This window comes from Chromobacterium haemolyticum DSM 19808, from assembly GCF_000711885.1.
In the GTDB taxonomy this organism is placed as follows: Bacteria; Pseudomonadota; Gammaproteobacteria; order Burkholderiales; family Chromobacteriaceae; genus Chromobacterium; species Chromobacterium haemolyticum.
The window spans coordinates 104,525-131,236 of the sequence record NZ_JONK01000007.1; the positions used below are offsets into that span (position 1 = coordinate 104,525).

General features: G+C 55.4%; 27 protein-coding genes. 11 read left to right on the forward strand and 16 right to left on the reverse strand.

Features of this window, described 5'->3' with window-relative positions:
• Nucleotides 1–707: 707 nt before the first annotated feature.
• Entirely contained in the window at nucleotides 708–2,141 is a 1,434-nt protein-coding gene (locus tag BR71_RS23460) for an alpha/beta hydrolase (protein WP_162179194.1), read from the reverse strand.
• Between the two features lie 1,207 nt (nucleotides 2,142–3,348).
• Between BR71_RS23460 and BR71_RS24080 the strand changes: the two genes are divergently transcribed.
• From BR71_RS24080 to BR71_RS24090, 3 genes are all read left to right on the forward strand, one after another.
• Nucleotides 3,349–3,666, forward strand: coding sequence for a hypothetical protein (locus tag BR71_RS24080; protein ID WP_156038873.1), 318 nt, complete (start codon nucleotides 3,349–3,351; stop codon nucleotides 3,664–3,666).
• Nucleotides 3,667–4,316: 650 nt separating this feature from the next.
• Entirely contained in the window at nucleotides 4,317–4,553 is a 237-nt protein-coding gene (locus tag BR71_RS24610; protein WP_196783775.1) for a hypothetical protein, read from the forward strand.
• Nucleotides 4,554–4,762: 209 nt separating this feature from the next.
• On the forward strand, nucleotides 4,763–5,980 hold the full coding sequence (locus tag BR71_RS24090) for a YncE family protein (RefSeq protein ID WP_156038875.1): 1,218 nt from the start codon (nucleotides 4,763–4,765) through the stop codon (nucleotides 5,978–5,980).
• Between the two features lie 194 nt (nucleotides 5,981–6,174).
• Here the strand turns inward: BR71_RS24090 and nudC are convergent, their stop codons facing one another.
• From nudC to BR71_RS06935, 3 genes are read right to left on the reverse strand one after another with little or no spacing between them, the layout of a single operon-like run.
• Nucleotides 6,175–6,978: an NAD(+) diphosphatase gene (gene nudC / locus BR71_RS06925; protein ID WP_043634693.1), complete on the reverse strand. Its 804-nt coding sequence runs from the start codon at nucleotides 6,976–6,978 to the stop codon at nucleotides 6,175–6,177.
• A 27-nt stretch (nucleotides 6,979–7,005) separates the two neighbouring features.
• Nucleotides 7,006–8,139 carry a YbdK family carboxylate-amine ligase gene (locus tag BR71_RS06930; RefSeq protein ID WP_043634869.1) on the reverse strand — a complete coding sequence of 378 codons (1,134 nt, stop codon included), beginning with the start codon at nucleotides 8,137–8,139 and terminating at the stop codon, nucleotides 7,006–7,008.
• 4 nt (nucleotides 8,140–8,143) lie between these two features.
• Complete coding sequence (locus BR71_RS06935; RefSeq protein ID WP_043634696.1) at nucleotides 8,144–9,340, reverse strand: cation:proton antiporter; 1,197 nt, start codon at nucleotides 9,338–9,340, stop codon at nucleotides 8,144–8,146.
• A 163-nt stretch (nucleotides 9,341–9,503) separates the two neighbouring features.
• On the opposite strand from BR71_RS06935, the gene BR71_RS06940 reads away from it, so the two are divergent.
• On the forward strand, nucleotides 9,504–10,304 hold the full coding sequence (locus BR71_RS06940) for a M90 family metallopeptidase (protein WP_043634698.1): 801 nt from the start codon (nucleotides 9,504–9,506) through the stop codon (nucleotides 10,302–10,304).
• 1 nt (nucleotide 10,305) lies between these two features.
• On the opposite strand, the gene hpaR is transcribed toward BR71_RS06940, so the two are convergent.
• Entirely contained in the window at nucleotides 10,306–10,755 is a 450-nt protein-coding gene (gene hpaR / locus BR71_RS06945; RefSeq protein ID WP_051002808.1) for a homoprotocatechuate degradation operon regulator HpaR, read from the reverse strand.
• A 313-nt stretch (nucleotides 10,756–11,068) separates the two neighbouring features.
• Here hpaR and BR71_RS24095 point away from each other — a divergent pair, with 313 nt between their 5' ends.
• The 5 genes from BR71_RS24095 (at nucleotide 11,069) to BR71_RS24100 (ending at nucleotide 14,559) form a co-directional block, all read left to right on the forward strand.
• Entirely contained in the window at nucleotides 11,069–11,368 is a 300-nt protein-coding gene (locus BR71_RS24095; RefSeq protein WP_156038879.1) for a hypothetical protein, read from the forward strand.
• A 103-nt stretch (nucleotides 11,369–11,471) separates the two neighbouring features.
• A complete protein-coding gene (locus BR71_RS23465; RefSeq protein ID WP_081862581.1) occupies nucleotides 11,472–12,092 on the forward strand; it encodes a DUF2239 family protein in 621 nt (206 codons plus the stop codon).
• Between the two features lie 32 nt (nucleotides 12,093–12,124).
• Complete coding sequence (locus BR71_RS06950) at nucleotides 12,125–13,033, forward strand: alpha/beta fold hydrolase (protein WP_043634872.1); 909 nt, start codon at nucleotides 12,125–12,127, stop codon at nucleotides 13,031–13,033.
• A 276-nt stretch (nucleotides 13,034–13,309) separates the two neighbouring features.
• Nucleotides 13,310–13,762 (forward strand): hypothetical protein, encoded by a 453-nt coding sequence (locus tag BR71_RS06955; protein ID WP_043634701.1) that lies wholly within the window; start codon nucleotides 13,310–13,312, stop codon nucleotides 13,760–13,762.
• Nucleotides 13,763–13,935: 173 nt separating this feature from the next.
• Nucleotides 13,936–14,559: a hypothetical protein gene (locus BR71_RS24100; protein ID WP_156038884.1), complete on the forward strand. Its 624-nt coding sequence runs from the start codon at nucleotides 13,936–13,938 to the stop codon at nucleotides 14,557–14,559.
• A 302-nt stretch (nucleotides 14,560–14,861) separates the two neighbouring features.
• On the opposite strand, the gene BR71_RS06965 is transcribed toward BR71_RS24100, so the two are convergent.
• From BR71_RS06965 to BR71_RS24110, 7 genes are all read right to left on the reverse strand, one after another.
• Complete coding sequence (locus BR71_RS06965) at nucleotides 14,862–15,974, reverse strand: zonular occludens toxin domain-containing protein (RefSeq protein ID WP_043634707.1); 1,113 nt, start codon at nucleotides 15,972–15,974, stop codon at nucleotides 14,862–14,864.
• Entirely contained in the window at nucleotides 15,971–16,285 is a 315-nt protein-coding gene (locus tag BR71_RS06970) for a DUF2523 domain-containing protein (protein WP_043634710.1), read from the reverse strand. The genes BR71_RS06965 and BR71_RS06970 overlap by 4 nt, the downstream gene beginning before the upstream one ends.
• Nucleotides 16,285–17,751: a virulence factor TspB C-terminal domain-related protein gene (locus BR71_RS24105; protein WP_156038886.1), complete on the reverse strand. Its 1,467-nt coding sequence runs from the start codon at nucleotides 17,749–17,751 to the stop codon at nucleotides 16,285–16,287. Before BR71_RS24105 ends, BR71_RS06970 begins: the two co-directional genes overlap by 1 nt.
• Before the next feature lie 53 nt (nucleotides 17,752–17,804).
• The gene (locus tag BR71_RS06985) at nucleotides 17,805–18,014 is read right to left on the reverse strand and encodes a major capsid protein (protein ID WP_052370395.1); all 210 of its coding nucleotides are present in this window, start codon (nucleotides 18,012–18,014) and stop codon (nucleotides 17,805–17,807) included.
• Between the two features lie 234 nt (nucleotides 18,015–18,248).
• Nucleotides 18,249–19,532, reverse strand: a complete 1,284-nt coding sequence (locus BR71_RS06990; RefSeq protein ID WP_043634719.1) for a phage/plasmid replication domain-containing protein — start codon at nucleotides 19,530–19,532, stop codon at nucleotides 18,249–18,251.
• Nucleotides 19,533–19,534: 2 nt separating this feature from the next.
• Nucleotides 19,535–19,879, reverse strand: a complete 345-nt coding sequence (locus BR71_RS06995; RefSeq protein ID WP_043634722.1) for a hypothetical protein — start codon at nucleotides 19,877–19,879, stop codon at nucleotides 19,535–19,537.
• Nucleotides 19,880–19,888: 9 nt separating this feature from the next.
• Nucleotides 19,889–20,311, reverse strand: coding sequence for a hypothetical protein (locus tag BR71_RS24110; RefSeq protein ID WP_156038888.1), 423 nt, complete (start codon nucleotides 20,309–20,311; stop codon nucleotides 19,889–19,891).
• Between the two features lie 91 nt (nucleotides 20,312–20,402).
• Here BR71_RS24110 and BR71_RS07005 point away from each other — a divergent pair, with 91 nt between their 5' ends.
• On the forward strand, nucleotides 20,403–20,822 hold the full coding sequence (locus tag BR71_RS07005) for a DUF3693 domain-containing protein (RefSeq protein ID WP_043634728.1): 420 nt from the start codon (nucleotides 20,403–20,405) through the stop codon (nucleotides 20,820–20,822).
• A gap of 543 nt (nucleotides 20,823–21,365) precedes the next feature.
• Complete coding sequence (locus tag BR71_RS07010; protein WP_043634731.1) at nucleotides 21,366–21,899, forward strand: hypothetical protein; 534 nt, start codon at nucleotides 21,366–21,368, stop codon at nucleotides 21,897–21,899.
• A gap of 202 nt (nucleotides 21,900–22,101) precedes the next feature.
• Here the strand turns inward: BR71_RS07010 and BR71_RS22815 are convergent, their stop codons facing one another.
• The 4 genes from BR71_RS22815 to BR71_RS07030 all read right to left on the reverse strand — a co-directional run bounded on the left by BR71_RS22815 (nucleotide 22,102) and on the right by BR71_RS07030 (nucleotide 26,650).
• Entirely contained in the window at nucleotides 22,102–22,650 is a 549-nt protein-coding gene (locus BR71_RS22815) for a DUF1120 domain-containing protein (RefSeq protein WP_162179195.1), read from the reverse strand.
• Nucleotides 22,651–22,713: 63 nt separating this feature from the next.
• The gene (locus BR71_RS07020; protein ID WP_081862583.1) at nucleotides 22,714–25,176 is read right to left on the reverse strand and encodes a fimbria/pilus outer membrane usher protein; all 2,463 of its coding nucleotides are present in this window, start codon (nucleotides 25,174–25,176) and stop codon (nucleotides 22,714–22,716) included.
• A gap of 30 nt (nucleotides 25,177–25,206) precedes the next feature.
• On the reverse strand, nucleotides 25,207–25,902 hold the full coding sequence (locus tag BR71_RS22820) for a DUF1120 domain-containing protein (RefSeq protein ID WP_052370397.1): 696 nt from the start codon (nucleotides 25,900–25,902) through the stop codon (nucleotides 25,207–25,209).
• 16 nt (nucleotides 25,903–25,918) lie between these two features.
• Nucleotides 25,919–26,650, reverse strand: coding sequence for a fimbria/pilus chaperone family protein (locus BR71_RS07030; RefSeq protein ID WP_208854848.1), 732 nt, complete (start codon nucleotides 26,648–26,650; stop codon nucleotides 25,919–25,921).
• Nucleotides 26,651–26,712 lie beyond the last annotated feature (62 nt).

Consider the following 26,712-nt stretch of genomic DNA (forward strand, 5'->3'; position numbering starts at 1 on the left):
ATAGAATTTTAGACAGTACTGTCTAAAATTCCTCGCCTTTCCTCCTGCCAAAGCGCCATTCGGTGCCTATCTTCCAGCACGCAAAATTCGTCCATTACCCCCAAAGTTGTCGCTTTATATCTTAAATTTCCACCTGCTTAAAACTTGCGCCCTTTTGCTCGTCGCCCTATAGAATTTTTGCAATCAGCATTCCAAATAGCTGTTTTGATATTCTCTCATGTTTCACTATTTACGCTTACTCCCGTGCACGGGTTTGGTCGGCTGGTATAGCCCCACTCTCGACCCTTAGTCCACATGTGGGAGAGGAGGGCCTTCTCTCGATTAGCCGTAACTTTGCCAGACTTGCTACGTTTGTCCATATACATGAGGGTTCTATGTCCTCGAGCTGAGCAGGTTCAGAATTGCAGAAGAACTCCAGCAAATTTTTCATCTGCCGTAGGTTTTCAATTTGCGCCCTCGGAGATTTTAATGGAATGGCATCTTGCATGTACTTATCTGCCAGATCCTTGAAAGTAGGAAGCGCCATGGCCGGTATCTTTGCTTTCTCAAGCTCTGCCCAGCGCTGCACTGCTAAAACATAACCTGGCCCAAGAGGAAGCTCACACCTAATCATGCAGGCGTTGCGGGCCCATTCGTTTCTCCAAAAAGAAAACCCCTGTCATTTTTCATGAACGGGGGTTAAATGGTAAGTAACGAGAAAGAAAAATTTAAGATTGGCACATTAAAGGGGCGCTACAGTCGATAATCGCCTTGTCCACACATTTTTCCTTTCCCGATAATGCTAGAGTGTGCCCATCTCCTTCCAGAGTAATCAATCTACCTTTAAATTGAGTCGGCATATTTTTTGCATTCTGCCATGGAGTCGTAGGGTCATATCGCTGGGCTACAAAAAGCAACTGAGGCAAGACGGGTATGCTGGCAGGACGTCTCGAATGAAAGTTGCTCTTCCAAGGCCACATATCGCACAGTTCAATAGGATCTTGTTCTTGGGGCTGGAAATTGATTGCAGGGAACGCTTCTTTTATTTTTCGTCTCCGATAAAGGATATCATCCTGACTGAGTCCGGCGGGAGAGAAATCGACACAAGATATGACATTAAGAGCATCCTCCGATAGGTTTGAAATTGAATCAGACTCCTGCTGGCTCAAGATTTTTTCTACCTTTTTTCCGACAACGCCTTTACTTAGCTGTCTTACTACTGTGGCCAAATCGGGCCAAGATGAATGCCATATTAGGAGTGATGTGGTTAGCGATCTCAGCTCATTGGCTGATACCTGCTGACCATCTGACCTGGATAGTGGCGAAGAATGCAACTTGTTTAGCAGATCAATGTACTGTTGAGTTGCTACAGCTTTATCGGCAGAAAGCGGGCATTTTTTGGTTTTTGCGCACCATGCAGCAAATCGTTCAAAAGTCGCCTGATATCCTCTTTCCTGATTCTCTCGCATGAGATAACTATCTTTTGCTTCATCAATGTCTACAACACCGTCAAGTACCATGGCCCGGACGTTATTGGGAAAACGCTCTGCATAAATCAAGCCGACTTGAGTTCCATATGAGTATGCTAGTGCTGTTAGTTTTTTATCGCCTATAGCTTGCCGAATACGATCCACATCACTTGCAGCTTCGTCAGTACCCATATGTTTTAGAACATCAATGCCTGTATATTTAACGCAGGCATTGATCAGATCTTTGTTATAATTTTCGGGGGTAGACGGCTCTTCTATCATTGTGCAGTCAATTATGGGCTTAGACTGCCCAATCCCTCTAGGGTCGTATCCCACGATGTCCCAAGATTCATGTATTTTCTTGGCGGATCCTTCTATATCTACCCATGGGTTAATGCCAAAATAACCAGGCCCTCCGCTAATAACCAAAAGAGAACCCTTACTCACCCCTTTGGCAGGAAGCCGGGTCAGAGCAAGCCTGACTACATTTCCGGTACCCTGTTCATTAAGACTTGTTCCACTGATGTATTTCAATGGGACGTCTAGGTACCCACACTGCAGTTCGGTATTAGGAGGGTCTTTAAACCAGTGACGGAACTTTAAGCCTGAGCAATTTTGCCATTGGACTGTTGAAGCCTCGGTGCTAAATGATATGACGCTCATCAATATTAGTATGGACATGAAAGAATGCATTTGGCTATCCCCAGTGTAGTTGTCTGACATGTACAAGTGCCAGAAGTAGCCATACGCTTATTGCGTGTTATATATGCTTGCCTCTGGCTGCCGGGCAATTGATAGTTGCCGTCGAGACTGTATCAGTTTGATTTATGCTACTTCCCCACTTTCTTGTGTATCTTCTGCAGTCAATTTGTACATACAAAACGCAGCAGTTCGGTGTTGACAGCTTCGGTGTAGATCTACTGCACCGACTCGATGCCCAGGTACAAGAGCTAGGCGACGTCCTCGCACGAGAACGTGCCTAGGCAAATAATCTGGGCACGTGGATTAGGCGACCTTCTGCTCGGTCGCCGGCGCACGCGCGACCGATCCTGCGCGCTACACGCTGTCTCCCGTGCGCTAAATCTGAAGCTGCGTCACTGATGAACACAGGTTGTCGGTCACTTCGTTTTAACCGTCATGAACCTGCTCCGGCCGGGGTTACGACAGGCCATCGGTATCATGCAAAGCCTGTTCAAGCTGGCACGGCCGTCCCGGGCTACTGCACGCTGTCCAAGGGATAGCAGATGCTGCAGGTCCAAATTCACTACCAGAAAAATTCAGGCGCGCTGAGTTACCGGCATCAATATGTTGGGCGAAGGTGAGTGAAAAACCAGGAAGCACTGAGCGGAATATCGCAGGCAATTGCGTAAGGGTACATTAGGGCATCGATTCGGAGGCCCAGCAAATCTACTCCATTGAAGTGATGGACAGTAGTTCAGTGTGTGCGCAAATTTTGCCTTCGCGCAAAGATACGAGACAGAGGAAAGGAAGTTCGCTGGGCTACCAAACCCCGATCGAGTTCCGAATTTCTCACCTTGAGGCCGGAAATCTCTAGATTAGGTCACAGGGAAAATGAGCGCCGACACATAGTCAAATCGTCTGAATATTTTTCATTACTTGCTAATTAGTAATACTTGACCGTCCCTAAGCTCTCACAAAGAATGTGAATAATACCTAAAAAGTCTGTGAACTGTCGTTGCCTCATAAAGTCCCTACAGTGTGCGGCCGCATTGATATTAACTCCATTGTTAATATTGTTTTTATTTTGACTTTCTTAATCAAGGCTTAATGTGGGTGTTGAGGCGAGAGCCTTTAACTATTCCTGTTGCCTGAATTTTATCGTCACTATAGAAATTTGCGGTTTTGCTGCATTTTTCTCGCACATTAAAGGATTTGAGTCATGAAGACCATCAACGCTCTAACCATTCCTTTTGCCGCTTTTCTTCTGCTGGCTTCCTCTATTGCCAGCGCATCATCTATCGGCTCCACTCAAGCCAACCAAGTCACTTCTGCTACCCAACAAGCCAGCAAGAATGATAGCAATCTATCCCCAAATGCTCTAATGGATCAAATCCAACCAAGGAAACCAGGGCAATGCTTCTCCGCAAAGAACTGCACAGGTAAGGTTATTGGAAATCACCAGCATGCCCACAACTGCAAGAATGCCGGCGGCAAATCTTGGCGGAGCGGTGTGACAGGACAATGCAGTAATTTGTAATTGCTCAGATCTTAATCTGAAACTAGAGCTTCGCGAGCCTCGGCTCGCGAAGCTTTGACGTGCTCGCCGTGTAATGCGCCCACGACGTGTAGTAGATCGTAAACAGGTTCAAAGACATAAAAAGACCCCAGCCAAAGCTGGCTGGGGCATGGTCATAACAGGAGGCTGACATTGAGGGTGCCAGCTACTGCCTGTTATAGGCATGGGATATGCCCGTTAGAACTGACCAAAAGACTGGCGGCATCAACATTAGATGCAGCCCCCCGACGTTTTTGGCGCGGAATGTTGCTTGTGGCCATCCTTACCGGAAACGGCAAGGCTGGTGCGGTCTGTGCGTTGAGCTCCTCAAGGGGGGGGCTCGCACTGTAATGCCGACTTTTATATTTCCAGAAATGATTTCTAACGAAAATGCTATTTCACACAGTTATTTAAAAATCATATCCATATAGATTCAATTGGAATTTAAAGATAATAAATAATCACTTTTGGCGATATGACATTTCTGATTAGATGCAAACATCACTTGCAGCTTCAGGATGTCGCCATGCCATGACGCACCCCCATATACCTCCACCATCGTGCTCCTAGTGCGTAAGGGCAACCTCAAGAGCGTTCGCGATTGGGACAACCTGATCAAGCCCGGCGTCTAGGTGATCACGCCCAACCCCAAAACCTCGGCGGCGCATGCTGGAACTATCTGGCGGCCGGGGGATGTGCTGAAACAGCCCGGCGGCAACAAGGCCAAGGCTTGCGCCTACTTTGATGAGCTGCACAAGCACGTGCCGGTGCTCGACACCGACGCGTCTAGAGCGAGGCCGACCTTTGCCAACGCGAGCAGCGCCTCCGGCGTGAATGCTTCCCCGGCTGCGGTGTGTTTGATCCGCTAAGTGGGGCAAGGCGAAAACGGTTGAGGAAGCGGGATGTACGCCTCCGTGCATGAGCATTTCGAAGACGGTTGCAACGCATTTGTCTGACTATCCCGTCAACGCGCAGCGTATCCAAACAGGTTCTAAACCGTTTTGCCAAGATCGCAGGTGCTTAGTTCATTGCTGACGCTATTCGGGCGTCGGGATGCCGCAACAAGAGGAGTGATGCTATGAAACTCAAACATGCCTGGCGCAAAGTTCGCCTGACGAGCACGTTTTCAAACATTGCAACTGCGCTTGGCATGGCTGCTTGCCAAGCCGTTGTGCAAGCTGGGCCAACGCTGCCACAAGCACAGTTGTTGACACTGCCTGGCTCACCTTTTGGGATTACAGCCAGCACTGATTCTCATTGGCTATTTGTCGGTTTGAGTGGCGCGGTCAATGGCATTGCCATCGTGAACACACGTACTAGCAGCCTTCAACTTGCAAGAGTAGTGAAGACCAATGGGCCGATATTCGGGGTAGCGTTAAGTCGAGACGGGCGCTACTTGGCGGCGGTGGTGAATGACCACAACGCGCCGGCCTTGCTGATTTTTGATGCCGGCCAATTGGCGGCCGGCAAGTTGTTGGCCCCGGTGGCTTCCGTGAGCTTGCCGCCCAAGTCCGGGCCCATCAACGTGGTATGGACGCCGAACGGGGACTTGCTGGCTGTGGCGGAGGAAACCTCGGGCCAGGTTGCCATCGTGGACCTCAGAAAGGCCTTCGCAGGCGCTGATGCATTGATATCGTCGATCAGGGTTGGGACGGCTCCTGTCGGTATGGCAGTTTCCAATGATGGCCACCTGCTATATGTCACAAGCCAAGTTGCTGATCCGTCTTTGCACGGCAGCAGTCCGAATGCATGCCCACGCCTTGGCTCGCCTACTCAAAGGCAGCGACAGGGAAGCCTGAGCGTGATTGACCTGCGCCTTGCTCAAAGCTTTCCAAAGCAGGCAGTGCAAACCCAATTGGCGGCAGGCTGCCAGCCAGTACGTGTTGTGCTATCCAAAGACGAAGACGTCGCGTGGGTTACGGCGCGAGGTGACAATACGGTTCTGGCGTTGCGTACCGGCCGCTTGGCAGACAAAGGCAGGCAAGCATTGATCTCAACGACGCCAGTTGGAACCTCCCCTGTAGGCTTGGCTTTATTCGACCACGGCCGCTATATCGCCGTTGCCAATAGCAACCGATTCACGACGGGGCAGATAGGGAGCCTAAGTGTGGTGAGCGTCCCCTCTGCGTTGGCCGGCAAAGGCGCTGCCGCCGTTCTGCGTTCATTCCGTGCTGGAGAGTTTCCCCGTGAAATAATCCTTTCACCTGACGAGCGCTCTCTTTACCTAGGCGAATACAGTTCAAATGTGTTGGCGCGGGTCTTCGTGTCAAACTTGCTTGCCGCCTCGCGAAACTAACTTGGGCCAGAATCCCCCCGTTCTTGGCGAAATCAAGAAAGTGAGGGTTGCCGCCGTTCTGGTGTCAGGGGAGGACTGTCGTCTTTGTCACAAAACGATGCATGGAAGCAAGCAGGCGCGTCGACCTGCTTGCCATGGAAGGATGAATGTCGTGTGGCGGAGGGGCGGGCAGGGTCCGCCATGGGGCTATCCAGCTAGCCCCGTCCCTCATTCCTCTCGCGCAACCAAGCCACGGTATGGTTCAGCAATTGATAGGCAATGGAGATGGGCGTCGGGGTTTGCGGCAGGGCGTCGATGTCGAACCAGCCGGCGTCTTCGATTTCCCCCTCCTGCGGCAGGATCTCGCCGCTGTCGTATTCGGCGGTAAAGCCCAACATCAGCGAGTGGGGAAAGGGCCAGGATTGCGAGCAGACATAGCGCAGATTTTTGATGCGAACGCCCACTTCCTCGAAGGCTTCGCGGTGCACGCATTCCTCCAGTGTTTCGCCGGGTTCGACAAAGCCGGCCAGCGCGCTGTAGACGCCGGGAACGAAGTGAGGGCTGCGCGCCAGCAGTAATTCTCGGCCGCGATGAATCACCACCATCATCGCCGGCGACAGCTTGGGATAGTAAAGCTGGCCGCAGCTGGAGCAGCGTTTGCCGCTATCTCCGGACCGCTGAAGCAGCGGCCCGGCACAACGGCCGCAATAGCGATGAGTGCGCTGAAACTGGCGGATCTGCGCGGCGCGGGCGATGGCGGGCGTCAGCCCGGAGGGCAGGCTGAGCAAGGCCGGCCGCAGAGCCAGCCAGTTGCAGCCGGCCGGCGGCGCGCCCACTAGTTCCGCCAAATAAAGATTGTGACCATCATGTACGCCGATGAACAGTTGCTGGGACAGAGGCCAGCCGCGCGCGCGCTCATCCGGCAAGGCCTGATCCAATAGTAGAATCTTGGACCCTTCGAAAATGCAGTAACGGGCAGGCAGGGCGGGGTCGGGCAGGGCGGGCAGGTCGAATGGCATAGCGGCTAGTGATAAAGTCGTAGCCGCTTAGTTTACGCCCACTCCCGGCGCCGCGTACATCCAGTGTTCGCTTTGTTGCCGCACAACTTCGGATAAAGAACCGCTGCCGTCGAACACTTGACGCAGCCAAGCGCTGTCGGACTGTCGCTTCAGCACCCGTTGCCGCAAGGCGACCAGCTGCGCCTGATTGCCCAAAGCCTCGGCCTGCGGTTCCAACTGATTCAGCGTGTTGAGCAAATCCTCTTGCAGTCCGATCTGACTATTGTTGCCGGCATCCACCAACATGCCGTCAAAACCGAAGCGGCAGGCCTGAAAGCGATTGTAGCTATAGGTCAGATAATGTTCCTGACACACCTCGTCCTGCTGCTCGCCCAGGCAGCGATGCGCCAGCATCTGCGCGTAAGCCGCCAGCAATACCGGGGTCTCCACCGACAAGGGCGTATCGCAAATGCGGATTTCCACCGTGCCGTATTCCGGTTTGGGTCGGATGTCCCAGTAGAAATCCTTCATGCTGGCGACAATGCCCAGATTGGCCATGCGCCGGAAATAGTCGTTGAACTGCTCCCAATTATTGACGCAAGGCATGCAGCCGGATAACGGAAAAGCGTTGACGCTAGTCAGTCGCGAGGTTTGGAATAGCGTATCCACGCCCTGGTAAAAAGGAGAGGAGGCGGACAGTGCGATGAAGTGCGGAATGTAACGCGCCAGATAATGGGTTAGCCGCACTGCGCTGTCGCCGTCCGGGCAGCCGATGTGAATGTGCTGGCCGTAGACGGTGAATTGCTTGGCCAGATAGCCGTACAGCTCGGAAACTAGGTGATAACGCTCCTTGGGGTAGATGCGCTGCTCGTCCCAATGCTGAAACGGATGCGAGCCTCCACCGGCCAGCCCCAGGTTCAGTTTGCGCGCGCTGTTGACCAGCAGCTCGCGGATAGCCAGAATTTCCTCCAGCATCATGTTGACGTCGCTGTGCACAGCGGTGCCGATTTCTATCATGCCCTGAGTGATTTCCGGCTTGATGTCGAAACCGTGCTGCTGACGATTCACCTGCAGAAGCAAATCGTCCGAGCCGCGGGTCAAATCGTAATCTCGCCGATTGAGAATCATCAGCTCCAGCTCCACCCCCAGGGTTAGCGGCTGACTGCGGTTGAATTCCAGCATCATCTTACTCCTGCAGCCGGGTTTCGCCGGCCAGCTTCAAGGCCAGGCGGGTCAACACCGGCGCGCACAGCTCATTGATCACCAAGATGGCCATCATCACCCCGCTGAAGTTGCCCGCGGCGGCTCCCAGGGAAATCGTGCCCAGGCTCATCAGCAGCGAAGTGCCTCCGGACCAGGAGTTCAGCGCCAACCCCAGGCAAGCGCCATGGCGCTTGGGTAGGCCGTTGGCCCCGGCGGCCAGCCACCAAATCAATACGGCAAAGCCAGTTCGCAGCAGCAGGCAGGCCACGGCCACCGGCCAAAATTGCGCCAGCGACTGCGGCGCCAATTGCGCGCCGGCGGCCACGAAGAACGCCACGGTAAAGATATGGGCCGACGACATGATGCCGCGTTCGGTCACAGTGTGGCCGTGTTTGAGATTGCGAGTGGCCAGGCCCGCCGTGAGCAAGGCCAGAGACGGCAAAACCTGCAGCATGTCAGCCACCCCGACCACCAGCGCGATCAAGCCGAACAGCATGACCTTTTGCGATTCGCGCTGCCGGCCACCCAGCCAGCGATTAAGCTGGATCGCCGCAAGGCCGGCCAGCAAGCCCAGCGCACAGGAGGCCAGCGTAAGCCAGCCCGGCAGCAAAATACCGCTTTCCACTCCGTTGTTGCCGGAGAGGTGTCCATAAGACAAGGCCAGCGCGAAGCAGGGCAGAGCCAGCAGATTGGACAGCGCGGTGGCCACCAACAGACGCTCGCTGACCTGACCGTCCGCGTTAGATTCCCGTACGATTTCCAGTGTGACCACCGGAGAAGTGGCCACGCCCAGCGCCGCCAACATCAGACTGGCCGCCAGCCCCAGGCCAAACAACTGCAAAGCGGCAAACAGGCCGAGCAGGGTCAATAGGCAATAGAACAAGGTGGTCAGCAACAAGGTGCGTTCTACCCGCAGCCACCGTAGATCCACGCGGCGGCCGGCTTCAAACAATGCGATGCCCAAAGCCAAGTGCACGAAAATGGACGCTTGCTGCAATAGCTGCTCGTCCAGCAGCCGCAGGCTGTGCGGCCCAATCAGCAAGCCGGTCAGCACATAGCCGACGATGGCGGGCAGCCGCGCCACCCGCACAGCGATCTGGCCGCCTATCACCCCCAGCGACAGCAGCACGCCGAATGCCGCCAAAGGATTGAGCGCCAGCGTTTGCCAAGGCAGGCTCATGATAATTCCCCCGTTTATTTTATGATTTTGACTGTTGCGCCAGCTTGGGCCGGCGCAGCGAAAGCGGAATATTGACGTCTTGCGACAGATCGGATGGGTCGCGCATTGAAATGCGCAAAATCGCCCTCAGAGTAGGAGAGACGATAAAACGGGACGAGAGTTCATGGCGATTGAGTGGATTCGCCGCGCGTTATCCGGCAAAACCGCTCCGGAAACGATGGCCGTGCTGCGAGAACAGGCTGCGCGCATGCCGCTGCTGTCCGGTTTGGACGAAGCGGAGCTGTTGCGCTTGATAGAGTTGGCCGTCTGGATTTTGCGCAGCAAAAGCTTTTCCGGACAGGATGGGGTGCGGCTAGGCGCCCGTTCCTGCGCCAGCGTGGCCTTGCAAATGGCGCTGCCTGCCATGAATCTGGGTAAATCCGCCTTGAGCGGATGGAGCGATGTGGTGCTGTACCCGTCTCCGTTTGTCGCGCGCGACATCTGGATGGATGGCATCGGCCTGCAGCATGAAAGCGAGAGCGTGCTGATAGGCCAGGCTCGTCAGGACGGCCCGGTAGTGCTGTCGCTCCCGGACGCGCGAGCCTCTGAGCAACTGGACGGGTGGAATGTGGTGATCCATGAAGTGGCGCACAAACTGGACATGTTAAGCGGTCCGGCCAACGGGTCGCCACCTTTGCACAAAGGAATGAACCAGGCGCAATGGAGCCGCGCCTGGTCTCAAAGTTATCGTTTATTGTGCCGCATGCTGGATCGCGGAATCGATCCTGGTTGGCTGGATCCGTATGCGGCAGAGAACCCTGCGGAGTTCTTCGCCGTGTTAAGCGAGGCTTTTTTCGAGCTGCCGCATCATCTCAAGCTGGATTACCCGGAGCTTTATGAGCAGCTTGCCTTGTTCTATCGGCAAGACCCGGCAAGGAGATTGCCCGAACCCGAGGGGGTGCCCACCCCAGAGCCCGAGCGCTGACTCAGCCGACCCGCGGAGCCGGCAGTTTCTCCAGATCATCCAGCAAGCCCAGCAGCTGCGTCAGTTTTTCCTGGCCCAAGTGGCTTTCGATCTGCCGATAACAGTCTTCCGCCAACGGAGAGATCTGTTGAATCAGCTCGCGCCCGTCCCGCGACATTGAAATGATCAGCCGCCGGCTGTCAATATGATCACGCTGGCGATGGATCAACCCCGCTTTTTCCATGCGGACCAAGATGCCGGTCAGACTGGGCGGCAAGATACAAGCCCGGTCCGCGATCACGCCGGCTTCTTGATCTCCAAAGTCCTCCAGAACTCGCAAAATGCGCCACTGTTGCTCTGTCACCCCGTAACGGTTGAGGATCGGACGGAAGTAGGCCATCACCGATTCTCGTGCCCGCAGCAGGTGCTGGGGCAGCCGTTGATTATGTAGTTTTATGTTTTTGTTGGTCATTTAGATCGTTGCTTCCGGCTGCGCGCAGCCAGTGTTGCTGGTTATCGCTCTAGCGGGCGAACTCGACAAATAAAATGCCATGCAAATACCTGTCACATATTTACTTTATTCCAAATTTTAATCCAAAAACAAAAAAAATAGCATCTCAATACCATATATCCTTCGAATTAATTATGCATACAGGGCGAAGTGACTGGCACAAGCGCTACGTGGCGGAGCAACTCAGCAGATATTTTACGTTACGGTGACGGTAATTTTTAATTTCCGTCACCGTAACGCATAATGAGCTCAGACAAGCAGAGGAGGGCACACGATGAACACGGAGCCGTTGCAAGAAAAGTCTGACGTCACCACCAAGAAACGCGGCCGGCCAACCACAGGCCTAGCGATGTCCGGTGCTGAACGGCAGCGCAAGTATCGGGCAAATACCGTCACCGTAACGTTAAATGATAAAGAGTGGGCACACCTGACCAATATGCTGGAGCAGGCGCTAAAGGCCGATCCGGCGCGTTATGGCGAACCCGATTTCGAGCTGGCCAGGAAAATTTACAAAGCCGCCATCAAAGGCAACCCGCCGCCGGACTGCTTTCACAAGCCAGAGGCCAAGCGATAGAACAACGCGCAGTGCCGCACAATGGCGATATTTACCCGGGTAATATAGACAGAAATTTTACCCGGGTGTAAATTGGCCACATCTTAACTCTGGTGACTGATATATGGAATCAGCTACCACATTGCCGTCCTATACCGCGTTTGATGGGTATCGACATATCGCATCCGGCCTGCTCGCATCAGTCGCACTAGCTGTAAAGCGCGTGATGGAGAATGGCTCCACGGAGCCCATTTTGATCTTCGACAACGCGACGGGCCGCACAACCGATGTCGATCTCCGTGGCACAGACGATGAAATTATTTCACGCATCACACAGACAGCGACAGACTCCAACTGTATTCACGGATCTAGCAGAGAGTCAGAACATGGCGTGCTTCGCCGCAGGGGTCGTCCAAAACTGGGAGTCGTGGCGCGTGAGATCACGCTGTTGCCACGGCATTGGGATTGGCTCTCGGCGCAGCCAGAAGGAGCGTCAGTGGCATTGCGGAAGCTCGTCGAGGACGCCAGACGTGCGAATAATCCACGGGACAATCGCCGCGCTGCGCACGAACGAGCGTATCACTTCATCTCTGCGATCGCTGGGGATCTCCCCGGATTTGAAGAATCTACGCGTGCGCTATTTGCCGATGACCACATACGATTTAACGAAATTACCGCAAATTGGCCTGAAGATGTGCGCGTCCACGCAGTAGCACTTGGCTGGCGCAGCACACCATTGAGTTAGCTTCAGTTCCCAACTTGATCCGGGTCAGGACGATGAAAACCATACAAGCAAACGGCATTAAGCTGGCTTACGAAAGCTTTGGCGACGAAGCCAACCCCACGATCCTCCTCATTGCCGGATTGGGAACACAGATGATTCGATGGACGGGGCCATTCTGCGAAGAACTAGCCGCGCGAGGCTACCGCGTGATTCGTTTCGACAACCGTGACACCGGTTGTTCGACCCATTTCAGCCAATATCCTCCACTGGATTTCAGCGCGTTGGCAGCTACGCTAATGGCAGGACAGCGACCGGACGTTCCTTATACTCTCGACGATATGGCTGCAGATGCAATCAGTCTGCTTGATTCTCTCTCCATTGATCGGGCACATGTCGTTGGTCGGTCCATGGGTGGCATGATCGCGCAGATTATGGCAAGCGACTATTCTGACCGAGTGTTATCCATGACCTCGATCATGTCGAGCTCGGGTAATCCTGCGCTTCCGCAAGCCGAGCCTGACATTATAGCGATGTTGACACGTCCCGCACCCAATCCTTTCACCGACGAATCGGAATTTTTAGCGCACACCTTCACCTTTGCACAACGCATCGCCGGATCTAGATACCCGTTGGATAAAGAAGCTTACTGTCTTCTTGCTCTTGAAGAAGCCCGGCGCGCATACAACCCCAGTGGAACCGGGCGACAGATCGCGGCAATGGCCGTCACAGGGGATCGACGTTCACGACTGGCTACTATTAGGATGCCTGCGCTCATCGTGCACGGAACAGAAGATCCGCTCATTCTTCCAGCTTGCGGAGAGGACACCGCCACTTCGATCCCGAATGCAGACCTCATGCTGCTTGACGGGATGGGGCACGACTTGCCACCCGCGCTCTATCAGTTGATTGTTGGGGCGATAGACCAAAAGGCCCGGCAAGCCACAACAATTGAAGTGCCCTGAAGATTAAAAGAGTCAAGCGTACGGCAGAGAAGGCGTTGTTGCACAAATCTGGCAAAGGTCTAGCCAAACTAATCTATGAGCCAACTTAACTTAAGAGTACGGGGTAGGCTCAATGAACCAATGTTCGCATAATGTATATTATGTCAAATCTTAGAAACATGCGGCGCAGGGTCCACGGCCTGCTCCAGGCCCTCAAACACCTGTCCTTTTGTACAGGTTAATTAAAACAACACTCTGGCTTGTTGGATGTTCCGACAACAACATTCAGCACAAGAAATGAAACGCAGCAATCCGTGGTGTGAGTTTGAATGCAGCCCTGACGAGCTTGTCAGGGCTGTTTGTTTTGGTGACATCGAACAGATGGCCAACGAGCTGGGCATTCCCGCACAAGAGTTGGCCTACTATCGCAGCGGCAGAAAGCCCGTGCCCAAGGTCGTTTACCTGTACCTCACGTTGAGATCCTCTATCAGGCTTGGCGATCAATTCGGCCCGTTCCGAGGCTTCAGGCTAGACGACCGTGGAGACGCTCTTGTGTGCCCAGCCACAGGAGAACGCATCAACTATGAAGAAGTCGCCTTCATGAGCCAGTACCGCAATGCGCGACGCCTCGCAGCCCAGCAAGCAGACCTCATCGAACGCTTGATGACTCAGCGCGATTTCTACCGCGACAACTGCCACCGACAAGCCCGCTTCGGCATGCTGTTGAACAGGCTCCTGGGCGACGATTAAAGGCGGGTTCCCTTCGGTGATGAAGTCTCAAAATGAGACAAAAGACGGGTATTACTGAGTCACCCGTCTTGATGGGCGGCTTACGCCGCCCGCGCTACGCGCCCTGCTCCGCTGGAGCGCTCAGCGTCGCTCGACACTCGCGCCGCACCGCGCTCCGCTCGCAGGCTTGCCCCATGGCATTCAACGCCAAAAAAGACAAAAGCCCCTCGCCGGGAGGCAGTCCCCGGGGATGCTCGGGCAAGCCCTCAATCCCCGGGCACAGCCCGGAGGGTTTTAACGTGGTGATGGCGTCAAGGGCGCAGATCCTCGCCCGGTCCACGGCTCCGCCGCGGCTGCGGCCTCCGGTCTATCCCTTGACCCCAGGCAACGATCTAACGCGCACGTTGGCGCGAGATAGGGCTATTCGATTAGCATTGACCTTCTACAGAGAAAAGGGGGACGGCATGAAGCGGCTTAGTTTGGTATTACTAATGGTCTGGACAATCGCCGAGGCCGATGTGATTGAGTGCAAGTCTGCGGACGGTAAAAGCCATCTGACGAACGAAGCAGCCTGCCCACCAGGAACTACCCTCAAACGCACAATGGCAAAAGAACTGAAACCTGCGCAAGACGATCTCCTATCAACATTAGAAGCGCCTAGGTTGCGCGAAACCAGGCCAAAAAGAAGCTGCTCTGTATTGCTCAGCCTAAGAAGCTACTACCGAGGCGAGCTCAAGAAAAACAAAACAGAAACCGTGTCTAAGTTGATAGAGGTTGAAACAGAACTAGCCCTTAATGGATGTAAGACCGTGTTCTAAGTAGACCAATACGAAGTAAAGCCCGGGAAATACACCCGGGCTTTTTTGTGGAATGTTATTTTTCGTTACGGTAACGATTTATGGCGTTTAGGCATCGGATATCTTCGCACCAGGTAGCGCGCAAAACGCCAGAAAATTGGGCGTGTCAGTAGAGAGAGCCAAGTCACCAATGTGCGGAAGCCAGGCTCGAGCATTGCCCAAAATAGCAGGGCTAGGAATGCTGAGACAAAGCCAATGGTCATGACTATGAGTATGAAATCCTGAACGTAGACGTGCATAAGTTGTTGCATAGCGCTGACTCCTTACTTGACGGCCCTAGATCCATTGATGGGTTCAAAAAAGCGTTCGTTGCCTATCCCTACGACGGTAGGTTGCGGGCTGGTCTGTGATCGTTGCGGTGGCTGGGGTAGCTGTTGATTAACTAATTGGGTGTTCTCATGCAGCTGCCGTTCATCGACATACGGATCGAACTGGGAGCGAGCTACACGCTCTCTGCACATGAAGTCTGGCAGATCCACCTGTGTGCCCTGCTGGCTGTAGCAGGCGCACCGCTTCGCGCTGGATATACACGCAACAATCCTTGGAAATGTCTTAGGCGTCGCCAAGTCATCAAAGCGAGGCTCAGACTCCGGCGCCCCTGTCATGCGCGGCACCCTCGCTGCAGCATACTCAACGGGTGTCAGTGCACGTTTTGATTGAGCTGGGGCGCTCTGGGCTTGTGTGGTGGCAGGCTGGCTAGCTGACACTTTTGTACCAAGCGAGTCAGCATCTTTTTTGCCCAAAGTGCCGACCAACTTGATTGAGAAGTAAATGGATACGACGGCAAGCACCAAGAAAAACAAGAACGCCCATATTTTTTTTGGAATCTGGATTTTATGGGTATGAGCCTCAGCCGAAACATACCACTTAAAAACTTCTTTCGGATAAATGAACTTGGACTTGTCCAAGCAATCGGCTTTAACCGCCCTGCTGTTTGGACTTTGTTGGCAACCATCCCACTTGAGCACTTGGGCCGCATGGGCACCAAAAATGCGTAATAGGTGAATGTGCTTGCCAATCAGGTCCTTTAAGTGTGTGTCAAAAAGCTTGGTGCCCTGGGTGATCAAATACACATCAAGCCCCAGGTGGCGATGGGTTTCAAATTCGCTGATGTACTTTGGCACCTGGGCACCATTCGGGCGTTTAGGAAAAACCTTCTGAAACTCATCAATCACGACGATGGCCATACTTGGCAGCTCGTACCACTTGTGCGGATCTTCAAGCTCAACCCACCCTAAATGCTCCTTGCCATAGTCGGTAAGTTTAATTCCGTAATAATAAACCTGACGATCTTCACGCTTCGCAATTTCAGCCAGGGTTTTGAGAGTGTACAAGGTTTTGCCGGAGCCTGGGACAGCAGTAATTAGCGTGATCACGACTTAAACCCCTTCCATTTGCTGCGCACCACATTGCCCGCTTTATCCATTCCGTCCAATGTTGCACGAATGGTTAAAGCAGAAATCATAATGGATATAGCAGTACCAAAGCCGGACATTGACATTATTGAAGCAATGGCAACTGGCACGGATGCAGCGCTGCTAGTGATAGAATTCTTTAACAGTGCAAACAAGGAAGATACGCCGGAATAAGTAATCATGCCAAAGCCAACTGCTCCAATAATTCTGGATATAACAGACTCTAGCAGAGTGGCCACAATGGCCCACACTAAACCAAGGAGCATTTGCATTATTTAATCCTCCCCGAAAAAATAATAAAGCCAGAAATCACGAACGCAATAGCAATGACTATGGGGCGCACAAATTGAGCAATAGTGCACCACGGGGAATATGTGAGTTTTAAGCGACCTGCGGCACCACCAATAGAATAATCAACGAAATAATCCGGCGGGCAGGATGAAGTGCCAAACACAAAGTCACGCGTATCCAACATTGAGCCTAAATCACCACCAATATCACCAGACAAGCCGGATTTATCCGGGTTAAACGATGGAGGCGCAGAATCACACAAAAAGGAAAGCATGCCGGTGTAATTGCATTTGTCACCCGGTTTATCACCCTCCCCTGGTTTCCCTCCTGGGGAAGATGCATCGCCCTTGCCACCACCAGTATTGCCGCCGGTATTGCCTCCATTGTTACCGCCTCCTCCAGGCGTGCCGCCAGTTCCACCAGTGCCGCCCGTTCCGCCGGTAGAGCCACCAGGACCGGATGTAGGATCAACGCACACCGTTTTGCCTCCCACGCCAACGGCATTCCATCCAGAAGGACACGTTGCGCCATCAGTTGGGACATGAGACGGATTGCATTCGAGCTGGTTATTCTTAATTCGACCAACATAGCCAGCAGCACAATTTCCATTGGCATCTTTCCCTGTTGAAAGATCAACCGGTGGTTTTTCAGATGGTTGGATCGGTCCTCCAGCAAAACAACCAGTCACCCCATTTACAGTACCAAACGACTCGCCAGGAGCGCATTGATTAGGACTAGGCGCACCTTCTGTGTTATCAGGATCGCCATTAGGTAAACGAGCGCAGGCTTGGCCGTTATATGAAAACTTGCCAGTGAGCGGAAAATTACTTGTAATTCGGCAGCCAGTTCCTTCCACCATCAAGCAACCAGGTGCTTGAGTGTTTACGTTGTCACACATTCTGGAACGGCCAGCGATCTTATCCGCGAACCTGGAAACGTCTACTGATTTTCCAGACAAGGAGGCACAGTAATTTGAAAGCTGCACACCGGTACAAACAGGCTCTGCGGGAGGCCCTGAGTTTGAGCATGTTGTTTTGTCTTGCGATAAGACATAGCCAGATGGGCAATAAGGATTTCCAGGCATTGTGCACGTTGATTTATCGGCAGACAGCCTATAGCCAGCAGGGCAAGAATAATCTGTATCGTATGAAAGCGAAGTCGTCCAAGTACCGAAATCTGTCGCAGACTCACGCAATAAGCCACGACCAGCGGGAGAGCAAGAATAACCCTTTGTACCGGCTGCATTATTGCGAGCAGTGCGCGCAGCACACGCAGCCTTTTCATTCGGATAGCTTGAATTCATCCAAGAATCAAAAACCTCGCCAATCGAATCAATTGATTTTGTTGTCGCCGGATCATTTAATGCCGGAATGGTGTCGGCAAAACTAAGAGAAAAGAATCCAAAAGGCCCCAATAAGAGCGATAAAAACAATATAACCTTCCACATGTCACCCCCAGATAAAAAAAGGGGGCCGAAGCCCCCGGCAGGTTTAATGCGGCTTAAAAAGCCTTTTTGACCAGCTGGTAGCACTTCGCAAGAGCGAAGATAGACAGCACCGCTACGCCGATAGCAGAAATCGCCGTGGCACCGGCAGCAATGGTCGAAGTGATATCGCCAGTATCAATGCTGACCGGTGCAGCAAACGCCGGAGCCGCAGCACCAACCGCAACCAGAACACCCGCCAGTTTCACAAAAGTGAATTTTTTCATTTCAAAATCTCCTAAGAATCGCCCGTTTGATTGGACAGTGAGTTTTTCAAAGCACGGAAAAGAAATGCAAGAGCCCACAAACTGCCAACAGCAAGCGCAATTGCGGCCCCCTGCTCTAGCGTCAACGGAGGAAAAACCGAAGACGTAGCGGCGGCATATTCGGCTTGTGTCAACGCCAAATAACCAGCGCAGGTTTGCGGGGCGTCGGCGGTAATCGCGACAGACCCGGATGCATTAGGAATGAGGCACAGCGGCATGGCTTTGCCTTGTGATGGGAACGACGTTAGAAGGCGTCGAGTGCAGGAAGTCGGTGCGGGCCGGGACGGTATACGCCTCTAATGCGGCATGAAGATGGGCGTAAGGGCTGACTTGAGGCGTCAGATCCGAGGCGATATCACTTCCAGAGACGGCGGAAGTCATTCGCTCTTGGTGCTGCCAGTACCAGCTAGGAGCCTCGTTGACCGGCGCCAACTCAATCACCTTGATGACGGAGGTGAACTTACCGATGGTGGCCAGCGGCTCGGAAATGTCTACGCCGTAGTCGCGAAGGATCTTCGCATGGCGGAAGAAGGTCGCCCGGGCCAGCAGCGCACGCACATTTTCGCCGCGCAGGTAAGCGGCAGCAGTCATGCGTACAGACTTAGGCAGATGCTCAAGCTCAAGCCGGGTTACGTCGGTTTTGACGCGGGTCACCAGCGGCGTGACCTCTGCCTCGTACAGGTGAGAGAGTTTTTCCATGCTGATGTCCCCAAGGAAGCGCAACAGGTTGTCCCGGAGCAGGTTTCGTCCTGCTTTCAGTTCCAGCCGGACGATGCCTTGCTGCATTGCGTATTGGTAAACGGGGTCCAGCTCGACTTGATCGCGTTGACGGCCATGGCGATGCACGAGCATTTCGACGTGTTTGATGTAGGCTGTGATGCGCTTGCGGCCGCCGGCAGAGCCCCAATTAACGGTGCTCTCGCCTGCCCGGCCGCGCTTGATGTGATTGACTGATTGCGTGCCAAGCCAGTCGATGACGGCCTGGGCGTTCTGTGGAGAGCCAGAGGCGTAGTTACGGGTTAGGTCCAGGCGGCTGATGGAAGCGCCGGTCCAGTATTCGAAGATGCCCTGCTTGATGTCGTAGGCCGACGGCGTAGGGTTTACCAACTTCTCCCCAGGGGTGAACGGAGGTAAACCGTACTCCGCAAGCAGTTCATTGCAGCGTGCAATGGTCTGATCGAAAGTCAGGTTGAACAGGTTGTCGCAGCGGTTGAGCCGGCCAATGTTGCCGGATAGTGAGACGGTGAAGCCGTCGCAGTGAATCGTGACCAGGGAGTCAAAGGAACCGCGGTGTTTCTTGCGGGCCTGCATCGCCCACTCTGGATCCTCGTCGTACTCTCCGGTTTCATCGCTGCGCGGGAACTTGCCAATTACACCCTCGTCGACCATGGGCAGAGACGGCACCACCTCGCCCGAATCCGGGTCAAGGCGGCCCGGATGTCGTTGCGAGATAGTGATCCAGTCGACGAAGAGCGTCATGATCAGGCGCTGGCCGGGGCGGATTTTTCGCGCTGGGGGATCAGGCGTTCCCAGCCAGAAACGCCGGTTACAACAACGACCGGCACCGACTTACCGTTGATGCGCTGGATCTTGGTCTCGGTGACGAGATCCGCCAGGCACGGGTAAAACATCTCTTTCAGCTTATCAATCGCAGAATCTGCGACTTCTACCGGTACTTGCTCATAGCCGCGCACTTCGCGGGTGTAGCCCTCTTTCGAAAAGTCACTGGCCGGGAAGTGTGCGCTCAGGGAGCCCATGCTGTAGGGGCGTCCGGTTTTCTGAGAGACGCCGTGCGAGTGCTCGAACATGGTCAGAAGGGTTTTCATGGTGTGGTCTCAGTCAATGCAGCGGCTGGCTGCGGGGTTAAATTCGTTACGGTGACGGATAATCGTCAGAGAATTTCCGTTACGGTTACGGAAAATGCCATGGAAGAAGGCATGAACAGGGGCAAAAGTGACAACCTCGACGGGGCGGTATGGCTGCTGGGGATTGCGCTGGCCGATGTAGCGCACACTCCAAAACATGTGACGCGGCTTCGGAGCCAGCAGATGGGCGTGGGACGGCATGCACTGCAAGGACAAAGGGCGATCTTCTGTATCAACATCAGGGCTGACGCGAAGGCCTCGCGCATAGTCACGTTCCAGCACCGAGTGAAAGCCATGAAGCGCCTTTGCACGCGCTGAACGATGAACAGCCCAGAACGGGGAAATCTCGTCATGCAAGCGGTACGTGAGTTTTTGAGGCTGGCTGGCTTTCAAGGCGCTCTCCCCTGCTAAAATTGGTTAACAACCAACTGCTCTCAAGCGAGATCAGAAAGGGTATGCTAGATCAATCTCACCTGAGAGTGCAATGGAGAAGACATTGAAACTAAGCGTGGACTACCTGCAAGAAGCCATCGAAAAGATGGGGGACATCAGCCAGAACAAGAAGGCTGAAAAGCTAGGTATCGGCGGAAATACCCTCAGCCAATACATGACCGGTGCACGGACAATGGACGACTTCGCATGCATCATGGTCGCGAAAGTCTTGGGCATTGACGGCATGATCGTCATCGCTGCTGCGCAGATGGAACGCGAGAAAAATCAAGCACGTAAGGACGTTTGGGAGGACTTGCTAAAAAAGATGGGCGCCCTCGCCCTGGGCGGGCTGACGGCGGGGGTGATGTTGATGGGGGGCCTAAGCGCTGACAGAGCTAGCGCATCGCAGAGCATGACAAACACCACATGTAGCGTAATCGACACATGCCATATGTATATTATGTCAAATTAGCAAATATGCGACGCAGGGCCATCGGCCTGCTCCAGGCACTCAAATACCTGTCTTTTGGATGTTCCGACAACAACATTCAGTACAGGAAATGAAACGCGGCAATCCGTGGTGTGAGTTTGAATGCAGTCCTGACGAGCTTGTCAGAGCTGTTTGTTTATGAAGAAGTCGCCTTCCTGAGCGAGTACCGCAATGCGCGACGCCTAGCAGCCCAGAATGAAACAAAAGACGGATATTAGCTCGCAGGCTTGCCCTATGGCATTCAACGCCAAAAAAGACAAAGCCCCTCGCCGGGAGGCAGTCCCCGGGGATGCTCGGGCAAGCCCTCAATCCCCGGGCACAGCCCGGAGGGTTTTATGCGGTCATGGCGTCAAGGGCTCAGATGCTCGCCCGGTCCACGGCTCCGCAGAAGATTTTTGTTACGGTAACGATTAAATACAAATCCTGACGGTTGTTACCGGGGGGGGGTATTTTCATGCCCTGCCGCTAGCCCTTCAGTGAAAAATTCGTTTAGCATGAGCCCAGGTGATGGCTGGAGCAAAAGGCATGAAGCGAATGAGTCTTGTGTTGATCGTGACATGGGCCGCCACGGCACAGGCTGGCGTGATTGAGTGCAAAACAAAGGACGGGAAAAGCCACCTCACCAATGAGGCCACCTGCCCTCCTGGCACAACATTTAAACGACAGATGACTCAGGGCCAAGCTCAAGGGGACGACTTGCTTAGGCCCATAGCCCCCAGAGCTGCACAGCAGCCTACTCGACGCCCCAATCTGCAGGCGGGGGGGCTGGAGTGCTATGTTAGCGAATCACAAATCATGTATACGACCGCGCAGTTTTGCCCGGCCGGGACACGTTTCAAGGGCATTAACTTCAACACGAGAGATCCCAGTATCGCTGCGGCACAAGGGTCACAAAATTCAGCGCCAGTGATCCAGGTGAAAAGAAGCTGTGAAATGCTCAAGCAAATACGGAACTACTACGATCGAATGCTAGAGCCTGGGATGAATAAAGAACCAGATACGATGCAAAAGCTCAGGGACGTCCAGAAAGAAATGCATGAAAATGGATGTCGAATCTAGGATTAAACAGATGTTTTTGCATCTCGGGAAAGAGAGCAAGACGCCAATGTGCGCAAGCCAGGCTCAAAAACAGCTCGCAAGCGCAGGAGTAACCCCATGGCTAGACGTTTTACCGTTACCAGAATGCGGTCGCAGAAGGTGGCGTCGAGACGTGCTAACCGGCGCAATGCAGCACTTACCGTAAACGGCGGAGGCCAGCGCTTCATTCCGCGGCGGAGGCCTGTAGTTCGAACACCCCGTTCATTTGCCAGCGCTCACGTTCGCGGGCATGCGCCGTACCAATCGGCAAGGCCGGCAGGACCTCAAGTTCCAACTGCAAAGCCCGGCCCAAGCCGCCGCTGTCGGGATTGATATGCACCAGTTGACCAGGACGCAACTGGACGGAGCGCAAGCGCTCACCGCCGCTCCCCCCTTCATCAAGGAAGTAAGCGTCACGACCATCCAGCGTAGCCGAGCGCAGGATCAGGCGCACCACACCCTGAGGTCCGAAACGATAGGATGCCGCATCCGCCGCCGGACCATTGAAACGCAGGGCCAGCGCCTGGGGACGCTCGCAGACGGCTTGCAAACTCAAAATCCGCGCCTCTAGGCCCCCGCTCGGCGCACTCCGGTCGAAACCCTCGCGCAGTGCGGCCAACGGCACCGCGCCATAGTCCAGATTGGGCGTGCTCAACGTCAATACACACGGCTGCTCCTCGGCTGCGACGCCGGTGCTAAGCAGTGTCAGTACGATGAAAATCCACTTGTTCATTCTCATGTCTTTATTCCTTCGGCACATGGAGACTTACTCCTGTCGCTGGCGGTGAACAGCATCTCAGCCAGCGAGCCTGCGGTCCGATGCGTCCACTTCGAGCTGCGCGCCCGGCGCGCATCGCGCCCTGATGGTTTGGTAGATCACGGAAATGTCCTCATCCGGCAAAGCATAGTCCAAGCGGCAACGCCGTCTTGGCGGAGATTCCACATACAGCCCGTTTTGCGCCGTGGCTTGATCCAGAAACACCTCGCCCCCGCTCCCGGTGATCGTGATGAAGCGCCCTTCCCCATCCACCACGCTCAGGCCGGATGCCAAGGCCTCGCCGTCCTCTGTCGCGATCTGGATCAGCAAACGCTGGGTCTTGAGCACCGAGAAGTCCACCCGGCTGACCGAGCCATGCCCGGCACGCACGACTTTCAAGCCGTTCTTCACATCCGCATTGCGCGGCAGGCTAGGCGTCTGCAACTCCACTCGGGTGTCGGCGTAAGCGTTCAGATTGGCCAATACCGCATGGCCTTCGCTATCGCTCCACACCGGGCCGCTGGGCGTGCTGAACTTCACGCCGGGCAAGCCGCCCACCGACAATACCCCGACGCTGTCGCGCAGCGGATAGGGCGAGAAGGTCAGGCCGCGCTCATGCAGCAGCGCTCCGCCGCGCAGGCTGGCGTTGTACGACTGGGTGCCGCCGCGCTGGCTCATGCCGAGGCCCAGCTGTGCGTAACGCGGAATCCAGTGCAAATTGCCGCTGAAGCCGGTGCTGTTCTGGTCGGCGTCGCGATCCACCGCCACGCCGTAATTCAAGCTATCGCTGACGATTTCTCGGTAGCTGGTCCCCAAAGTCTGGCTTTGACCATAGCGTTGCAGATAAGCGCTTAAGCTGGCGCGTTCCAGCGGTAGATCGACGTTCAAGTAAAACTGATTACGATGCGCGCCAGAGCCCTGGCTCAGATCTCGGCCCACGTTCAAGGAAACATTGGCGTCCCACACTCGCCGTGACCAGCCTCCATTCAAGCGCGGGGAAGCATCGCCGCCGTTATGCGAGCGCGTGGCGCTCAGGCTGAACACGCCCAAGAACTCATGGCTGTAGGACAGGGATAGACCGTACTGTGTCAGCGCGGCCGGCACCTCTTGCCGACGAGCCGCATAATCCGACAGCGTGCGGAAATGGGCGCTTTGCCGGCTCAGGTTCAGCGCGCCGGAGAGGCGCTCGCTCCAGCTCGCGCTCAAGGACGCGCTGTATTGCGCGCCGCTCCTTCCCGCCTCGCCGTCGCGGGAGGTCACGGCACGCATGCCGGCCACCATTCCAGGGCTTAACAGATAAGACAAGGCCCCTCCGATGGAATGAAAGCGTTCGGACCACATCCCCCCCAAACTGAGATCCAGTTCCCGGCCCAGCCGCCAGCTGCGGCCGCCGGAGAACAACCAAGGCGTGTCGCCATCCTGGCCGCTGAACTGACGCAGTTTGCCCGCCGCCATATTGAAACCCTCGATATCGCCGCCCGGGCTGGCAAAAAACGCCGCCGCCGGCACTGTGAAGGCGTGCTGGCCGCCATCGCTTTCGGTAACGGTGACATTCAGGTCGAAGCCCGCCGAAAGGATGGGCACATCATTCAGTTCGAAAGCGCCGGGGGGCACCAGCGTGCTGTACACCAAAGCACCTGCCTGCCTCACCTCCACCCGGGCCTCGCTCTGAGCGATGCCCCTGACCTGCGGCAGATTGCCGCGCGGCAGCAAGGCCCCTTGCGGCAGCCACTGCGCGCCGGAGAAGTTCACGCCGGCAAACAAGGGGTTGTTCAGCGATAACTCGCCCACTTGCAGGATAGCCTTGCTGTTCACTAGGGTCTTCTGCGCATAGCTGTAGAGATACTGGAAGCGATTGCTCGTCCCGTTGCGCGCGAAGCTTTGCCGGCTGCGCACCATCCAGTCCTGCCAATTGAAGCCGATTTCGGTAAAACCTTGCAGATACTGCTGGCTCCGCCCGCCTCCGCTGCTGCGCATGGCCAACACCTCATAATTGAACACGCCGGCCGTGCCGCCGCTATCGTGAGCGCCCAGTTGCTCCTGCTTGCGCCGCAAGGCGCCGCTGGGCACAAGGATATCCACCCGTGCCAGCTCTGGCCGCAGCTTGACCGCCGCCTGCGGATAAAAGGCCGTCAACTCCCGGCAGCCGGCCTCTGCCGGCGGCGGGCCGGCCGTGGGCTGCAAACCGGCCGCCGTCCAGAATCCGTCGTCGACGCACAGGCGGCCGCCCTCGTCTATGCGCACCTCGGCGCTGCCGCGATCCGCGCCGTTGACGAATAAGGACGCCCGATTCCTGCCCGGCACAAAGCGCGCGCCCAGGCTGAAGTACTCCGCCACCCCGGGGTCGATGCCGCTCGCCTTCAACACGCCCAAGTCAAACTGCACGCCCTCGCCGCTTATGTCGCGGGCTTCGTTCGTCGCCAGTGCCGCCGTCGGGAACGTTCCGGCCAGCCACAGCAATAACGGGATGGGCCTGAGCAGCCATTCAATTGAATACTTCATCTAACAGGACCCAAGATTTGGATGGAGAGATCAGGGATAGAAGACCGTGACGGTGGCGTGACCGTCCAAGTTAACCGGTTCGCGCGCGCTGAGTGTCTGCCGCCCCCTGAGCGCCGCGCCGACGCGCAGCTTGAACGCGTGGGAGCGGGCCGGTTGTAAGGTCTGGCGCTGCGGCGAGCCCAGTGCATAGCCGTAACGCAAATCCAACGGTTCGGCGTTGGCTTGCAACCAGCCCTCCTGCCGGCCAGCGCTGCGCATCAGCGTCGCTGGATGCTCGTCCACATGGGCCTCGATCAGGCTCAGCCACCAATAGCCCAGCGCTTGCTTTCGGCTATCCAGGCCCAGCCCCAGGGTCTGTTCCGCCTCCGCCGGCAGCGACGGCAACGCCCCTCCTCCCGTCGGCTGAAGCCGGCCCATGACGGCGATGGTGGCGCGGCTGTCGCCGCGGTTGTCCCGTATGCTCAAACCCACCAACGCCGGCTGATCGCACTGCACATGCAAGCTGATCTCCCGCTCGCCCAGCAGCGTCGCACCTGGATTCAAGGCCGACCAGGGGATGAGGCCGTAATCGACCACGCCGTTATGGGAAAAACTGGGCGTGCAGCTGGGGGGCACCACCTCGGCCGTCATCGCGAATGGCGCGTTCGCCGCCAGGGCCGGTATGCACGGCAGCCCGGCCAGCATGGAAACGCGCATCGCCGCGGTAATCGCTTGGCTAATGTTCATGGCCAGGCCTCACCGTTCAGTTCAAGGACGCGGTGAATGAATCCATCGCATAGCCGTAACTAGTTGCCGGCCATAACTTGACGTGAGTAGCGTCCAGCAGCAGCGCCTGGCCTGCCGGCTCTAGTTGCAGCCGCTCGCCCGGCAGGATATAGGCCTTGGGCAGCTCCAGCGCTTGCTTGCCAGGCTGTAACTCCACCTTGTGCGTGGACAGCCGCACCACATAGGGGCTGTCGTTCTTGACTTCCAACTTGCCGTTCTCCGCCTGGCTCCATTGCAACTTGGTCCATGGCTCTCTTTCACGCGGCAGCCCCTTGGGGCGGATCAGCACGGGCAGGTTCTGATTGAAAGTCATCTGAATGCGATGTCCCTTGTCAGCGGACACCGCAGGAATCCCCTCGAAAGACGCCCGCATCAGCCGTTCGGTCCGCAGCGGCTGCGGCGATTTCAACAAGAAGCGGACCAGTTGTTTCTCCCCACCCTCCACCCTGGAAATTGGCGGCGTCGCCAGCAATAGCTGCTCCGGGTCTTCTGGCAGGTTTTCCAGCCGCACATACATCAGGCTGGCGTGGGCGTCGGTATTCTTGACGTTGATCACGCCCTCGCCATCGCCCTCTTCCACCACCACCAGCGAGGTTTCCGGCACCACGCCGGCGGACCAGGCCGCCGCGGGCAGCAGGGCCAGCGCCAAGGCGCCGGCCATTGCGCCGCCGCGGACCGCAACGGCGAATACATTCAGCGCATGCATCATATGAAACTCTTTTCCATCAAGGACGGCGTTTATTCACCGCGCCAAACCGTATCAACCGGGCC

Coding starts and splice junctions, on each gene's coding strand:
- BR71_RS23460 (WP_162179194.1), bottom strand. CDS start 2,141: ATGCATTCTTTCATGTCCATACTAATATTGATGAGCGTCATATCATTT.
- BR71_RS24080 (WP_156038873.1), top strand. CDS start 3,349: ATGAAGACCATCAACGCTCTAACCATTCCTTTTGCCGCTTTTCTTCTG.
- BR71_RS24090 (WP_156038875.1), top strand. CDS start 4,763: ATGAAACTCAAACATGCCTGGCGCAAAGTTCGCCTGACGAGCACGTTT.
- nudC (WP_043634693.1), bottom strand. CDS start 6,978: ATGCCATTCGACCTGCCCGCCCTGCCCGACCCCGCCCTGCCTGCCCGT.
- BR71_RS06930 (WP_043634869.1), bottom strand. CDS start 8,139: ATGCTGGAATTCAACCGCAGTCAGCCGCTAACCCTGGGGGTGGAGCTG.
- BR71_RS06935 (WP_043634696.1), bottom strand. CDS start 9,340: ATGAGCCTGCCTTGGCAAACGCTGGCGCTCAATCCTTTGGCGGCATTC.
- BR71_RS06940 (WP_043634698.1), top strand. CDS start 9,504: ATGGCGATTGAGTGGATTCGCCGCGCGTTATCCGGCAAAACCGCTCCG.
- hpaR (WP_051002808.1), bottom strand. CDS start 10,755: ATGACCAACAAAAACATAAAACTACATAATCAACGGCTGCCCCAGCAC.
- BR71_RS24095 (WP_156038879.1), top strand. CDS start 11,069: ATGAACACGGAGCCGTTGCAAGAAAAGTCTGACGTCACCACCAAGAAA.
- BR71_RS23465 (WP_081862581.1), top strand. CDS start 11,472: ATGGAATCAGCTACCACATTGCCGTCCTATACCGCGTTTGATGGGTAT.
- BR71_RS06950 (WP_043634872.1), top strand. CDS start 12,125: ATGAAAACCATACAAGCAAACGGCATTAAGCTGGCTTACGAAAGCTTT.
- BR71_RS06955 (WP_043634701.1), top strand. CDS start 13,310: ATGAAACGCAGCAATCCGTGGTGTGAGTTTGAATGCAGCCCTGACGAG.
- BR71_RS24100 (WP_156038884.1), top strand. CDS start 13,936: ATGGCATTCAACGCCAAAAAAGACAAAAGCCCCTCGCCGGGAGGCAGT.
- BR71_RS06970 (WP_043634710.1), bottom strand. CDS start 16,285: ATGCAAATGCTCCTTGGTTTAGTGTGGGCCATTGTGGCCACTCTGCTA.
- BR71_RS24105 (WP_156038886.1), bottom strand. CDS start 17,751: ATGTGGAAGGTTATATTGTTTTTATCGCTCTTATTGGGGCCTTTTGGA.
- BR71_RS06985 (WP_052370395.1), bottom strand. CDS start 18,014: ATGAAAAAATTCACTTTTGTGAAACTGGCGGGTGTTCTGGTTGCGGTT.
- BR71_RS06990 (WP_043634719.1), bottom strand. CDS start 19,532: ATGACGCTCTTCGTCGACTGGATCACTATCTCGCAACGACATCCGGGC.
- BR71_RS06995 (WP_043634722.1), bottom strand. CDS start 19,879: ATGAAAACCCTTCTGACCATGTTCGAGCACTCGCACGGCGTCTCTCAG.
- BR71_RS07005 (WP_043634728.1), top strand. CDS start 20,403: ATGGAGAAGACATTGAAACTAAGCGTGGACTACCTGCAAGAAGCCATC.
- BR71_RS07010 (WP_043634731.1), top strand. CDS start 21,366: ATGAAGCGAATGAGTCTTGTGTTGATCGTGACATGGGCCGCCACGGCA.
- BR71_RS22815 (WP_162179195.1), bottom strand. CDS start 22,650: ATGAACAAGTGGATTTTCATCGTACTGACACTGCTTAGCACCGGCGTC.
- BR71_RS07020 (WP_081862583.1), bottom strand. CDS start 25,176: ATGAAGTATTCAATTGAATGGCTGCTCAGGCCCATCCCGTTATTGCTG.
- BR71_RS22820 (WP_052370397.1), bottom strand. CDS start 25,902: ATGAACATTAGCCAAGCGATTACCGCGGCGATGCGCGTTTCCATGCTG.
- BR71_RS07030 (WP_208854848.1), bottom strand. CDS start 26,650: ATGATGCATGCGCTGAATGTATTCGCCGTTGCGGTCCGCGGCGGCGCA.